The 12,925-nt window shown below is 67.2% G+C and carries 11 protein-coding genes and 1 pseudogene; 8 read left to right on the top strand and 4 right to left on the bottom strand.

All coding sequences use genetic code 11. The features are described 5' to 3' along the window. The first annotated feature begins 17 nt into the window (after nt 1-17). From ACSYAO_RS05095 to ACSYAO_RS05070, 6 genes and pseudogenes are all read left to right on the top strand, one after another. Nucleotides 18-2,437, top strand: a pseudogene (locus ACSYAO_RS05095) (TonB-dependent receptor domain-containing protein). Nucleotides 2,438-2,645: 208 nt separating this feature from the next. Next, entirely contained in the window at nt 2,646-3,284 is a 639-nt protein-coding gene (locus ACSYAO_RS05090; RefSeq protein WP_032129249.1) for a PepSY-associated TM helix domain-containing protein, read from the top strand. 26 nt (nt 3,285-3,310) lie between these two features. Continuing rightward, the gene (locus ACSYAO_RS05085) at nt 3,311-3,829 is read left to right on the top strand and encodes a DUF2271 domain-containing protein (protein ID WP_004147429.1); all 519 of its coding nucleotides are present in this window, start codon (nt 3,311-3,313) and stop codon (nt 3,827-3,829) included. Between the two features lie 76 nt (nt 3,830-3,905). Beyond that, nucleotides 3,906-4,709, top strand: a complete 804-nt coding sequence (locus tag ACSYAO_RS05080; protein WP_100437464.1) for a DUF4198 domain-containing protein — start codon at nt 3,906-3,908, stop codon at nt 4,707-4,709. A gap of 55 nt (nt 4,710-4,764) precedes the next feature. After that, nucleotides 4,765-5,736: an FAD:protein FMN transferase gene (locus tag ACSYAO_RS05075; RefSeq protein WP_100437544.1), complete on the top strand. Its 972-nt coding sequence runs from the start codon at nt 4,765-4,767 to the stop codon at nt 5,734-5,736. Next, nucleotides 5,733-7,337 (top strand): sulfite reductase subunit alpha, encoded by a 1,605-nt coding sequence (locus tag ACSYAO_RS05070; RefSeq protein ID WP_100437463.1) that lies wholly within the window; start codon nt 5,733-5,735, stop codon nt 7,335-7,337. Before ACSYAO_RS05075 ends, ACSYAO_RS05070 begins: the two co-directional genes overlap by 4 nt. Nucleotides 7,338-7,677: 340 nt before the next feature. Here the strand turns inward: ACSYAO_RS05070 and ACSYAO_RS05065 are convergent, their stop codons facing one another. The 4 genes from ACSYAO_RS05065 to ACSYAO_RS05050 form a co-directional block, all read right to left on the bottom strand. Beyond that, nucleotides 7,678-8,286: a HutD/Ves family protein gene (locus ACSYAO_RS05065; RefSeq protein ID WP_100437461.1), complete on the bottom strand. Its 609-nt coding sequence runs from the start codon at nt 8,284-8,286 to the stop codon at nt 7,678-7,680. A gap of 34 nt (nt 8,287-8,320) precedes the next feature. Then, nucleotides 8,321-9,046: a murein L,D-transpeptidase catalytic domain family protein gene (locus tag ACSYAO_RS05060; RefSeq protein WP_004147404.1), complete on the bottom strand. Its 726-nt coding sequence runs from the start codon at nt 9,044-9,046 to the stop codon at nt 8,321-8,323. A gap of 17 nt (nt 9,047-9,063) precedes the next feature. After that, nucleotides 9,064-10,149, bottom strand: coding sequence for a L,D-transpeptidase (locus ACSYAO_RS05055; protein WP_049398792.1), 1,086 nt, complete (start codon nt 10,147-10,149; stop codon nt 9,064-9,066). A 352-nt stretch (nt 10,150-10,501) separates the two neighbouring features. Continuing rightward, nucleotides 10,502-10,828, bottom strand: coding sequence for a ComEA family DNA-binding protein (locus ACSYAO_RS05050; RefSeq protein ID WP_012510302.1), 327 nt, complete (start codon nt 10,826-10,828; stop codon nt 10,502-10,504). A 199-nt stretch (nt 10,829-11,027) separates the two neighbouring features. Between ACSYAO_RS05050 and ACSYAO_RS05045 the strand changes: the two genes are divergently transcribed. Further along, nucleotides 11,028-12,521, top strand: a complete 1,494-nt coding sequence (locus ACSYAO_RS05045; protein ID WP_010483606.1) for a M20 family metallopeptidase — start codon at nt 11,028-11,030, stop codon at nt 12,519-12,521. A 70-nt stretch (nt 12,522-12,591) separates the two neighbouring features. Further along, nucleotides 12,592-12,861 (top strand): GlsB/YeaQ/YmgE family stress response membrane protein, encoded by a 270-nt coding sequence (locus tag ACSYAO_RS05040; RefSeq protein ID WP_049398791.1) that lies wholly within the window; start codon nt 12,592-12,594, stop codon nt 12,859-12,861. The last annotated feature ends 64 nt before the right edge of the window (nt 12,862-12,925 follow it).

The following is a 12,925-nucleotide window of genomic DNA, read 5'->3' as shown; positions in this document are numbered from 1 at the left end:
CCTTCGAGGTTACTGCCATGGCCCAGCGCCATCGTGTCCGTTCGTCCCTGTCCCGTACCCTGCTGACCAGCGCCGTGCTGGCAGCCATGACCGCCCCTGCCTTCGCCCACGGTGACGCTTCCGGCGCGCCACAGACGCTGGACAAGGTGGTGGTCACCGCCTCCGGCTTTGAGCAGAAGGTGGTCGATGCACCCGCCAGCATCAGCGTGGTCAGCCGCGAAGAACTCAGCAAGCGCCCGTACACCAATCTGGTCGACGCGCTGCGCAACGTTGAAGGCATCGACGTCGGCCTGGAAGCCAGCGACAAGAACGGCCGTGCCACCATCTCGATGCGCGGCCTGCCCTCCGAGTACACCCTGGTGCTGATCGACGGCCGCCGCCAGAGCAATGTCGGCCAGCTGTATCCGAACAACTTCGGCGGTGGCCAGTTCGCCTACCTGCCGCCGCTGGATGCCATCGAGCGCATTGAAGTGGTGCGCGGCCCGATGTCCACGTTGTACGGCTCGGATGCAATGGGCGGCGTGATCAACATCATCACCCGTCGCAACCAGGACAGCTGGCACGGCGCACTCACCCAGGGCTTCACCGTGCAGCAGGACGATCAGTTCGGCGATGCGCGTACCACCGACGTCTACCTCAGCGGCCCGCTGGTCAAGGACCGTATCGGCCTGGCAGTACGCGGCAGCTACTACGACGCCAAGGCCTCCAATCCGGAGTGGGATGCACTGACCCTGCCAGACGGCAGCCTGTGGGAGCGCAGCATCGGCTTCGGTGGCGGCGGCAAGTCGGTGGCCAACACCAACTGGAACACCGGTGTGCGGCTGAACTTCCACGTCAACGATGACCACGAACTGTGGCTGGACTACGACGTGTCGCGGCAGAAGTACGACAACAGCGAGGGCCAGACCGGCACCCTCGACAGCCTGGCCAGCCTGTGGCGCGTCGGCAATGCCGTCATCCCCAACCCGAACGGCAGCGGTACCGTCACCCGCCGCGTGGTGCAGCCGCGCGTGGGCTACACCGCCTACCAGCGCTACGAGCGCGACCAGTTGTCGCTGACCCACCAGGGCCGCTACAGCTTCGGCACCTGGCAGACCTCGCTGACCCACAGCAAGAGCAGCAACCTGGGCCGCTCGCTGCCGCTGACCCTGGACGAACGCGCCAACCTGCAGACCCTGTGGAACGACGTCTGCCGCCGCACCGGCGGCGCCAACAACTGCGCGGCCGGCCGCGGCAATGCACTGGCCGCCCTCAACCCAAGTGAAATGGCACGCCTGCAGGCATTCCTGCCGCGTCCGCTGCGCACCATGGAGCTGGAAGGCTACGTGCTCGACACCATGCTCGACCTCGACTTCGGCGCGCACAAGCTGACCGTCGGCGGCCAGTACAACAACACTGACATGATCGACGGCGTGTTCGGCATGGACGGCGCCGGTTACCGCAGCAACACCAAGCAGAAGCACCGCATGTGGGCGCTGTTCGCCGAGGACAACTGGTCGCTGACCGACACCTCACCGCCACCTTCGGCCTGCGCCACGACGACCACAACGTGTTCGGCAGCCATGTCAGCCCGCGCGGCTACCTGGTGTGGAACGCCACTGACGCCTGGACCTTCAAGGGTGGCGTCAGCACCGGCTACAAGACCCCGCGACCGGATCAGCTGTTCCCGGGCATCACCGGCTTCGGTGGCCAGGGCGTGCTGCCGCTGGTGGGTTCGCCGAACCTGAAGCCTGAAACCAGCACCAACTACGAGCTGGCCGCGTACTACGAAGGCCAGCGCTGGGGCTTCAATGTCACCGGCTTCTTCAACAAGTTCGAAGACAAGATCGCCAGCGGCGGCACGTTCCCGAACTGCGAAGTGGCCCGCGCCGGCAGCGGTTACTGCGTGGACATCGGCCCGGGCTGGGCAGCACTGGGCTACAGCACCTTCACCCAGAGCGTGAACATCGACAAGGCCGAGACCCGCGGTGCGGAACTGGCCGGCCACGTCGACCTGCTCGACAACCTGCAGCTGCGCGGCAACTACACCTGGACCAAGAGCGAACAGACCAGCGGCCCCGACAAAGGGCGCCCGATCTCTGGCACCACGCCGGCAAAGCACATGGCCAACGCCAGCCTCAACTGGCAGATCAACGAAGCGATCAGCCTGTCGCTGATCGGCGAAGGCCGCTACGACCGCTATCGCGACACCCTCATCGACAGTGCCGGCGCCCGCCACGTGCGCTATTACGAGGACTACACGATCTTCCATCTCGGTGGCAGCTGGAAGGCCACGCCGTGGCTGACGGTCAACGCGCGGGTCAACAACCTGTTCGACAAGGACTTCGTTTCGCAGTCGTGCCTGCTGCTCAATCCCAGCGAGTTCAGCTGCGTGGACGACTACGCGACCAAGGACCAGCGCCGCAGCTACTGGATTTCGTTGAACGCGAAGTTCTGATCTCTGCGCCCTGCCCTGGCGGGTGCCGACCTTGGTCGGCAGCGCTCCATCCACGCATGGCGTGGATCTACTGATCCGTGGGATTGCCGGCCAGTCGGTAGTGCCGGCCGCTGGCCGGCAATCCCTCTGGGATACAGAACGACACGCAATTGCGAGCTATTCTCATCAATGATGTAATGGGCAGTCCCCGTCCGCCTCGAACCGTGCCGTGAGCCGTCCTGCCTCTTCCACCGTGCAGCAGCAACAGAACCGTGGCTTCTGGCTGCGGACGCTGCACCAGTGGCACTGGATCAGCTCGGCGGTCTGCCTGATCGGCATGCTGCTGTTTGCGGTGACAGGCCTGACCCTCAACCATGCGGCGAAGATCGAGGCCAAGCCCGAGGTGCAGAACCAGCATCTGGAACTGCCGGCCGCGCTGCTGGGCCAGCTGGGCACGCGCGAGGATGGCAACGCGCCGATCCCGCGCCCGGCCCGGCAATGGCTGGACACGCAGCTGGGCATCGCCATCGGCGGGCGCCCGGCCGAGTGGTCGGCCGAGGAGATCTACCTGTCACTGCCACGCCCGGGTGGCGACGCCTGGCTGAGCATCGATCGCGAGACCGGCGCGGTGGAGTACGAATCAACCTCGCGCGGCGCGGTGTCCTACCTCAACGACCTGCACAAGGGCCGCAACGCGGGCCCAGCGTGGGGCTGGTTCCTGGACCTGTTCGCCGTGGCCTGCCTGGTGTTCTGCATAACCGGCCTGTTCCTGCTTCACCTGCATGCACGGCAGCGGCGCATGACCTGGCCGCTGGTCGGCCTCGGCCTGATGATCCCGCTGCTGATCGCCCTGCTGCTGATCCACTGACTTTCCTTCGTTTCCGGAGCCGCCCCATGCGCGTCACCCTGACCATCGCCCTCAGCGGCCTGCTGGCCACCTCGCCGGCCTATGCCACCACCCTCGACATCAACGTCGAAGTGCCCAAGCTCAACGTGGCCGAGTACCACCGCCCGTACGTGGCGGTGTGGCTGGAAGGCGCCGACCAGAAGGTCGCGGCCAACCTGTCGGTCTGGTACCAGCAGACCAGCAACAGCGAAGGCCACGGCACCAAGTGGCTGCCGGACCTGCGCCAGTGGTGGCGCAAGAGCGGCCGCACCCTGCAGGTGCCGGTGGACGGCGTGACCGGCCCGACCCGCCCGGCCGGCAAGCACGCGCTGTCGTTCAACGACAAGCAGCCGGCGCTGAAGCAGCTGGCTCCGGGCAACTACACCCTGGTGGTGGAAGCGGTGCGCGAAGTCGGCGGCCGCGAGCTGCTGAAGATCCCCTTCACCTGGCCGGCCACCGCCGCGCAGAACGGCAAGGCGCAGGGCGCCACCGAACTGGGCCAGGTCACCCTCGCCGTCAAACCCTGAAAAGGGGACGGAGGGGATTAAGTCGTAATTCCCCTCCCCTCGCCGCACCACCCTGCATCCACCTGGAGTCTTCCGCATGAAGCGCACGCTCGTCCTCGCCGCCGCTCTGGCCGCTGCCCTTCCCTTCTCCGCCCTGGCCCACAAGGCCTGGCTGCTGCCCTCGCAGACCGTGATCGCCGGCAATGCGCCGTGGATCACCGTCGACGGTGCGGTCTCCAATGACCTGTTCTATTTCAATCACGTTCCGCTGCGCCTGGAATCGGTGGTGATCACCGCGCCGGACGGCAGCACCGTGCAGGCGCAGAACGCCGCCACCGGCAAGTACCGCAGCGTGTTCGATGTCGAGCTGAAGCAGCAGGGCACCTACCGCATCGCGTCGGTCAATGACGGCCTGTTCGCCACCTACGAGCAGAACGGCGAGCGCAAGCGCTGGCGCGGCAGCGTCGCCACCTTCGGCGAACTGCCCAAGGATGCGAAGAAGCTGGAAGTGAGCCAGTCGGTCGGCCGCGTGGAGACCTTCGTCACCAACGGCGCCCCGAACGACACCGCGCTGAAGCCGACCAACCGTGGCATCGAGCTGGTCGCCGTCGGCCACCCGAACGATCTGTTCGCCGGCGAGGAAGCCACCTTCCGCGTGCTGGTCGACGGCAAGCCGACCGCCGGCCTGGAGTTCGAGATCGTGCGTGGCGCCACCCGCTACCGCAACGCGCAGGACGAGCTGAAGGTCACCAGTGATGCCAAGGGTGAGATCAAGGTGACCTGGCCGGAAGCCGGCATGTACTGGCTGGAGACCGGCACCGAAGACAACAAGACCTCGGTGAAGCAGGCCGCCAAGCGCCGCCTGAGCTACGTCGCCACGCTGGAAGTGCTGCCGCAGTAATGACGTGGACCGCGATGCCGGGCACGCCCCGGCATCGCGCCTGCAGCACACCACCATGACCGATTCCCTGCTCGACATCGCCCGCCTCGGCGGCACCACCATGGGCACCACCTGGAGCGTGTCGCTGGTCGCATCGCGCCAGCGCGACCTGCGCCCGCTGCACGCTGGCATCCAGGCGCGGCTGGACGAGGTGGTCGCGCAGATGAGCACCTGGGAGCGTGGTTCGGATCTGAGCCGCTACAACCGCGCCGACGCCGGCCAATGGTGCGCGTTGCCGGCCGAGACCCGTCACGTTCTGGCCTGCGCACAGGCCATCGCTTCCGCCAGTGGCGGCGCCTTCGATCCCACCATCGGTCCGCTGGTTGCACTGTGGGGCTTCGGGGCACATGCCGGCGAACGCCGCCAGCCCGACGACGCTACCCTGCAGGCCACGCGTGATCGCTGCGGTTGGCAGCGCCTGCAGTGGCAGGACGATGCGCTGCTGCAACCGGGTGGACTGGAACTGGATCTCTCTGCGATCGCCAAGGGCTTCGGCGTCGATCACGTGGCCGCCTGGTTGCGTGGACAAGGCATCACTGCCGCGCTGATCGAAGTCGGCGGCGAACTGGCCGGCTACGGCCGCAAACCGGACGGCCAGCCGTGGCGCGTGCTGGTGGAATCCGCACCCGAAGAAGACGCGCACACCGATACCCCGCCACGCGTGCTCGCACTTGACGGCAAGGCGGTGGCCACCTCCGGTGATCGCTGGCACCAGTACCAGGCCGATGGCGAGGCCTACAGCCACAGCCTGGACCCGCGCTCCGGCAGACCGGTGCGGCAAGTTGCCGCGGCAGTAACCGTGGTGGCCGATGACGCCATGCACGCCGATGCCTGGGCCACCGCACTGACCGTACTCGGTCACGAACAGGGCATGGCACTGGCCGAGCGCGAAGGATTGGCCGCGCGCTACCTGCAACGCGCAGCGGATGGCCCCCGCGAATTCCTCAGCAGCGCCTTCCAGCGCCTGCTCGACGAGCAGGACGCATGAGCGCACGTCCATCGCGCGCCTGGCTCGGCAACGCACTGGTTCTGCTCCTGCTGGCAGCGATCGGCTGGGCACTGCTTCGCCTGCATCTCGGCGAAGCGTGGTGGCGGGGCGCACCACCGGTGCGGCACTCGCAGATCGCGGTGCTCGCCACGGTGCTGTATGCGCTGGCCTGCGCGGCCCTGTGGTGGCGTGGGCGCCCGCGCGACGACGCCGCAACCGGAGACACCGCGCCCATCCTGCTGGTCTGGTCCAGCCAGACCGGCTTCGCCCGCGAACTGGCCGAACGCAGCGCCGAGGCCCTGCGCGGTGCCAGCGTGCCAGTGCGCGTGCGCGGACTGCATGAGGTGGATGCAGCACTGCTGGCTTCCAGCCAGCGCGCGCTGTTTATTGCCAGCACCACCGGCGAAGGCGATCCACCCGACCACGCCCTGCCGTTCCTGCGCGGGGTGATGGCCACCCCGCCCCCGCTGCAGCACCTGCACTACGGGGTGCTCGCGCTGGGCGACCGCAGCTATGGCCACTTCTGCGGATTCGGCCACCAGCTGGACACTTGGCTGCGCCAACACGGCGCGCATCCGCTGTTCGACGCCATCGAGGTCGACAACGCCGATCCGGCAGCGCTGCGTCATTGGCAACAGTTGCTGGGACAACTCGGCGGTAACGCCAGCGAACTGCCCGACTGGAGCCCGGCCGAGTACCAGCCGTGGACGCTGCTGCAACGCGAGCATCTGAACCCGGGCAGCCCCGGTGGTCCGGTGTACTGGTTGCGCCTGCAGCCCCCGGCCGATGCAAATGCGCAGTGGCAGGCCGGTGACATCGCCGAGATCGGCCCGCAGCACGCATCGCACACCGTGCGTGCCTGGCTGGATGCACAACGCTTCGACGCGGACACCGTGCTGGATGACGGGCAGACGTTGCTGGCACGCGTCGCGCGCTCGCACCTGCCCTCATTGGTTCCCCCGGGTGATCTGCCTGCGCTGCTGGCGACCTTGCAATCGCTGCCGCATCGCGAGTACTCGATCGCCTCGGTCATGGCCGACGGTGCGGTTGAGCTGCTGCTGCGCCGCCAGCTGCGCGCTGACGGTACACCCGGCATCGGCAGCGGCTGGCTGTGCGACCACGCTGCCATCGGCGAACCGGTACAGCTGCGTCTGCGCCGCAACGACAATTTCCATGGCGCGCCCGCCGATGTGCCGCTGCTGCTGATCGGCAACGGCACCGGCATCGCCGGCCTGCGCGCGCATCTGCACGAACGCGTACGCAGTGGCGCACGCCGCACCTGGCTGCTGTTCGGTGAGCGCACCGCCGCGCATGACTTCCACTTCGGTGAAGAACTGCAGGCGATGCTGGCCGACGGCACGCTGGCGCGGTTGGATGCAGTGTTCAGCCGCGATGGCGGTGCGCACCGCTATGTGCAGGACCGGCTGCTGGCCGAAGCGGCAACGCTGCGCCAGTGGGTGGATGAAGGCGCCACGATCCTGGTCTGCGGCAGCCTGCAGGGCATGGCCCCGGCGGTGGATGCAGTGATCGAGCAGGTGCTGGGTACCGCGGGCAAGGAAGCGCTGTTGCTGGCCGGTCGTTACCGGCGCGATGTGTATTGAGGCCACCGCATCCACGCATGGCGTGGATGTACTGCTCCACTTCGGCGGATGCGAATCGCCTTCTGGTGGGTGCGAACCGCTTTCTGGTGGGTGCGAACCTCGGTTCGCACCATGACGCGGTGTCGGTGGCCGCATCCACGCATGGCGTGGATCTACTGAACAGATTCGGCTGGCGCGAACCGATTCCTGGTGGGTGCGAACCTTGGTTCGCACCATGACGCGGTATCGGCGGCCGCATCCACGCATGGCGTGGATCTACAACGGCGTGTCCAGGCATGGTGGCAACCGCACCCCAGTAGATCCACGCCATGCGTGGATAGTGCCGACCGGCGCCCAGGAATCATCCCGCCGCCGCACTGATCCGGATCGCCAGCAATTCGCCACCGCCCTGCACCGCATGACGCTGCCGTTCACCGGCCGCCAACCACGCAGTGTCTCCCGCCTGCAACGCCGGCAGGCCACTATCTGCACCAAACTCCGCCTGACCGGCCAGCAGATGCAGCGCCCAGGCAACGCCCGGTTCGCAGAAGAAGAACATCGTGCCCACCAGCGGCCGGTGCAGCAGTTCGGCCTGCAGCAGCTCGCGCTTCCACATCAGGTTGAAGTCGTGGGTGGTGCCATCGACCAGTTCGCCGTGCAGCGCTTCCTCACCGGCAAAACGCACGCGTCCGTGCGGCGGCAGGACCTCGGCCACACGGCCATCCTCGAAACGCAGGCGCACGCCATTGCCCTGCAGCAGCACCAGCTCGCGCTCCACGCCGGGGAAGGCGGAGAACGCGGCATCCTGCTCGATCTCGGCCACCGACAGGCGTAGCGCCCAGTCATCACCCTGCGCCGGCAGTCGCAGGATCTCGCGGGTCCAGCCCAAGCCGTTGCGCCAGCGTTCGCGGCGATAGTCCAGGCGGGAGATCACCTGGCTCGGAGTGTGCAACAGGGAGTCGATGTTCATCGGCGCATTGCATCATGCCGCGCGCCGTCATGCATCACCGCGTGGCGAGCGTGCCCTGGCCACCACACTCACCGCCCAGCAGCTGCGAGTGCTTCAGCCAGTCCTGGTCGGGGTAGTAGGCGAACACCATCGTGCCGCCACGCAATGCGTCGATCAGCGGCTTGGCCACCGACAGGCGTACCGCAGGGCAGCCCAGGCTGCGGCCGAGCCGTCCCTGCAGCTGCGCGGTCGCCGGGTTCACGTAGGGGGCGCCGTGGATGACGATGGCGCGTTCGCGCGCGCGGTCGTTGAAGCCCGGTTCCAGCCCGGCCAGGCGCAGCGAGTACCCATTGCCGCCCATGTAGGTCTCCTGCGCGGTGAACGCGCCAAGACTGGACATGAAGCTGCCATCGCGGTTGGAGAAGTGTTCGGTGCGGTTCTCACCGCTGTTGCGGCCATGCGCCACCCATTCCTCGAACAGCAGGCGCTGGTGGGCCAGGTCGAACACCCACAGGCGCGGCTCGGTGGACGGCCGCGAATAATCGATCACGCTGAGGCGATCACCATTGATGCCCAGCTCCGGCCGCTGCAGCGCGCAGCGCATGGCGTGCGCCGCCAGCTGCAATACGTGGCGGTCGGCCTTGGGCGCACTGCGCGACAGCAAGGCGGCCAGATCATCGGCACTGGTGGCAAGGGCGGGCGTCTGTGCCAGCGCCGGAGCACTGGCCGAGGTCGCCAGCAGGCCGAACGCGGCCAGCCGGCACAGGCGGGATGCAGTCATGGGCACAACGAAGGGACTCAGTTGCTCTTGAGGGTGGACCCTGGCGGCTCGGATTCCAAGACCGGCTGCATTCCGGATTCAGCCGGGCTTGGGCGGACCGCCGGCAGCGAGGTCACCAGCAGGGTCGTGCCCGGTACCAGCACCTGGTACAGCTGACGGGCGAAATCGGCCGGCAACGCCATCGGCAGCGAGGGCGTGGCCAGCAGGTCCGGCGTGGCCTGGGCACGGTCCTGGCCCAGCAGCGGATAGGCCGTCCACTGGTGCAGGCGCTGGTTCGCGTCCAACGGGCTGGGCGTATCGCTGTAGCCCTGCCCCATCACGAACAGGGTGGTGCCCTGGAACGCCGGCAGGGCGTCGGCCTTCAGCGGCGACTCGCCGATCATCACGCCATCGCGCAGCACGTACAGGCGCTGGTCGTGCAGACTGACCAGGATGCCGACCTGCCCGGCCGGCGCCGCGGCGTCATCCCACCAGGCCTGCGCCGGGGCCCCACCCTCGGTCTCCGGAAGGGCCTGGCCGCGCGCGTTGACCGGTGCCAGCACCGACGGATAGGCCAGGGTCATCGGCGAGCTCTTGGCATCGGCCACGACCACGGTGTCGCCACGCTGGGTTTCACTGAACAGCTTCTGCGCGAAGGCCTGCGGCAGCCGCACGCAGCCATGCGAGGCCGGATGACCAGGCAGGCTGCCGCCATGCAGGGCGATGCCGTCCCAGGTCAGCCGCTGCATGTAGGGCATCGGCGCGCTGTTGTAGAGGTTGGACTTGTGGTCCTTGTCCTTCTGCAGGATGGTGAACACGCCGGTCGGCGTCTCATGCCCAGCCTTGCCCGAGCTGATCGTGGTCAGTCCGATGGCAATGCCGTTGCGGTACACATAGGCGCGCTGTTCATCGAGGCTGACCACCAGCACGATCGGGCCGGTCGGCGAGATTTCCGGATGCCACAGGTATTCGCCCGGCTTGAGGTCGGTCGGTCCGCGCACTTCGGCGGTGCTGGCTGCGGCAGCGGCAGGCTTGGCAGCCGGCGTCGGCGCAGCGGCATGGCCCAGCAGCGGCAGGGCCAGTGCAAGGGCGAGCATCAGGGTAGTGGGGCGGTGCAGAAGCATCCAGCGGGGGTCCTTTCCATGCGGTGCGGCCACCGTACACCATCGACCCGTGGTGGCCGCGGCAAAACCAGGCGCCGGAAATGAAACTGCCCGGCGACACAGCCATGTGTCGTACCGGGCAATCGTTACGTCCTTGTCGGCCTGCTGCCGCCCCCTCGCATCCTGCGCTGTGGGGGTAGCGTTGCATCCTGCACGCGGCCGCGTCTGTCCTGTTTGTATCTCAGCCCCTTCCACAGGTCTGTGATGCCACCATCCTGGTGATTGGTGCCGCGTCCTGCGGCGGTCGGTGGTCACGGCCTTCCTGTCCGTGTCCGGTGAACCAGCCTCCTGCCGGTTCCGACGATTCCTGCTGTCAGCGCCTCGGTACGGTTCGCACCGGTACCGATCCGGGTACCGGATCCGCCGGCAACAACCTGTTGCCTACGGTGATCCGCTGTCGATTCCGTTCGACGATTGCTTTCCCTATCCCCTTCACCTGCGTCAGGTCCTCGACGCGATGAAACGGGCCGTGTCTGCGCCGGTGCTCGACGATCGCCTCGGCCTTGGCGGCTCCGACCATCGTCAATCCCTGCTGCAGCGCCTGGGCATCGGCGCGGTTGATGTCGATCGGTTCGGCGGCATGCGCCCCAGCGATCCACACGACCAGCACCAGTGCCCTCAACACGACACTCCAAGGCACGACGTGTATCTCCTTGTGATTCTGGCCGTCCCGACCGGCAATCCCGTCGGTAGGAACAGTGTCCGTCACCACATGCACACAGCCTATCGGTTTCCTGGATTTCTAAAAGCCAGCCAAATACCCGACGTGATGTAGGAAAAACCCTACCCGCGGCACAGGCGTAGAATGGCCGGATCAGCCCATGCAACCGGAGTTTCAGATGGACAGCGCCAAGCTCGGCCAATTCGTCAATGACAAGTGGGACAGCGAAATCGTCCCGCAGTTGGTCGACTACATCCGCATTCCCAACAAGTCGCCGATGTTCGACGCCAATTGGGTGCAGAACGGCTACATGGAACAGGCGGTCACCCTGATGGAGAACTGGGCCAAGGCCCAGCAGCTGCCCGGCCTGAAGGTTGAAGTGGTGCGCCTGGAAGGCCGTACCCCGCTGATCTTCCTGGAAATTCCGGCTACCGGCGCCGAAACCGGCGACGACACCATCCTGCTCTACGGCCACCTCGACAAGCAGCCGGAAATGACCGGCTGGGACGACGACCTCGGCCCGTGGACCCCGGTCCTGCGCGGTGACAAGCTGTATGGCCGCGGCGGTGCGGACGACGGCTACGCCATCTTCGGCTCGCTGGCCGCGGTGCTGGCACTACAGGCCCAGGGCCTGCCGCACGCCCGCTGCGTGGTGCTGATCGAAGCCTGTGAAGAGTCGGGCAGCTATGACCTGCCGGCCTACGTCGACCACCTCGCCGACCGCATCGGCAAGCCGTCGCTGGTGGTCTGCCTGGATTCGGGCTGCGCCAACTACGACCAGCTGTGGTGCACCACCTCGCTGCGCGGCCTGACCGGCGGCAACTTCACCGTGAAGGTGCTCAACGAAGGCGTGCACTCCGGCGATGCCTCCGGCGTGGTGCCGTCCAGCTTCCGCCTGCTGCGCCAGCTGCTGTCGCGCATCGAGGACCAGGACACCGGCCGCATCCTGATCGACGGCATGAACGTTGAGATCCCGGCCGAGCGCCAGGAACAGGCCAAGCGCGCCGCCGAAGTGGTCGATACCGAGATCTTCGAGAAGTTCCCGATGGTCGACGGTCTGCGTCCGATGAACGAGGACCTGACCGAACTGGTGCTCAACCGCACCTGGCGCCCGGCACTGTCGGTCACCGGCGTCGGTGGCATGCCGGCGCTGGAATCGGCCGGCAACGTGCTGCGCCCGCAGACCTCGGTGAAGCTGTCGCTGCGCCTGCCGCCGACCGCCGATGGCAAGACCTGCGGTGAGCTGCTGAAGGAAGCGCTGCTGCGCGATCCGCCGAACGGCGCGCAGGTCACTCTGGATCTGGAAAAGGCCTCCACCGGCTGGAACGCCCCGGCCATGGCGCCGTGGCTGACCCAGGCCATCGACGACGCCAGCCAGGCCTTCTTCGGCAAGCCGGCGATGTACATGGGCGAAGGTGGCTCGATTCCGTTCATGGGCATGCTGGGTGAGAAGTTCCCGGGCGCCCAGTTCATGATCACCGGCGTGCTCGGTCCGCACTCCAATGCACACGGCCCGAACGAGTTCCTGCACATTCCGATGGGCAAGAAGGTCACCGCCTGCGTGTCCAAGGTGATCAGCGAGCACTACGCCGCCAGCCTGCGCGGCGAGACCAGCGGTTCGCCGGTGGCTGCCGACAGTGGCACCCGCCACGGCGACCACGGCTGCTGCTGAATCCGGCACACCGTGACGGACGCAGCCTGGCCTTGCTAGGCTGCGTCCACCCTTGGTGGAAATCGCGCGCATGAATGGTCTGTTCGGCAGCAGCAGCTGGCTCTACATCATCCTGGTCGGCTTCTTCGTCGGCCTGCTCGGGCGATTCTTCATGCCCGGCAACAACCGCATGGGCTGCCTGCTGACCATCGTGCTGGGCATCATCGGCGCGCTGCTGGCCGGGTGGTTCGGCCAGTACATGGGCTGGTACGCCCCCGGTGAGCCGGCCGGCTTCCTCGGTGCGGTGCTGGGCGCGGTGGCCGTGCTGGCCGTCCTGCGTCTGTTCAGCGGTCGCCGCTGATCCCGCACCCTCTTCCCTTCCTGTTCCCGACGTAGGCGCGCCCGGCGCGCCCGGATATGCCTGC

Source organism: Stenotrophomonas sp. STK16_22, from assembly GCF_051984505.1.
Classification (GTDB): domain Bacteria; phylum Pseudomonadota; class Gammaproteobacteria; order Xanthomonadales; family Xanthomonadaceae; genus Stenotrophomonas; species Stenotrophomonas maltophilia_A.
Note: the sequence above shows the minus strand (reverse complement) of the source record. Positions and strands in the feature narration are given on the sequence as shown.

Coding starts and splice junctions, on each gene's coding strand:
- ACSYAO_RS05085 (WP_004147429.1), top strand. CDS start 3,311: ATGCGCGTCACCCTGACCATCGCCCTCAGCGGCCTGCTGGCCACCTCG.
- ACSYAO_RS05080 (WP_100437464.1), top strand. CDS start 3,906: ATGAAGCGCACGCTCGTCCTCGCCGCCGCTCTGGCCGCTGCCCTTCCC.
- ACSYAO_RS05075 (WP_100437544.1), top strand. CDS start 4,765: ATGACCGATTCCCTGCTCGACATCGCCCGCCTCGGCGGCACCACCATG.
- ACSYAO_RS05070 (WP_100437463.1), top strand. CDS start 5,733: ATGAGCGCACGTCCATCGCGCGCCTGGCTCGGCAACGCACTGGTTCTG.
- ACSYAO_RS05065 (WP_100437461.1), bottom strand. CDS start 8,286: ATGAACATCGACTCCCTGTTGCACACTCCGAGCCAGGTGATCTCCCGC.
- ACSYAO_RS05060 (WP_004147404.1), bottom strand. CDS start 9,046: ATGACTGCATCCCGCCTGTGCCGGCTGGCCGCGTTCGGCCTGCTGGCG.
- ACSYAO_RS05055 (WP_049398792.1), bottom strand. CDS start 10,149: ATGCTTCTGCACCGCCCCACTACCCTGATGCTCGCCCTTGCACTGGCC.
- ACSYAO_RS05045 (WP_010483606.1), top strand. CDS start 11,028: ATGGACAGCGCCAAGCTCGGCCAATTCGTCAATGACAAGTGGGACAGC.
- ACSYAO_RS05040 (WP_049398791.1), top strand. CDS start 12,592: ATGAATGGTCTGTTCGGCAGCAGCAGCTGGCTCTACATCATCCTGGTC.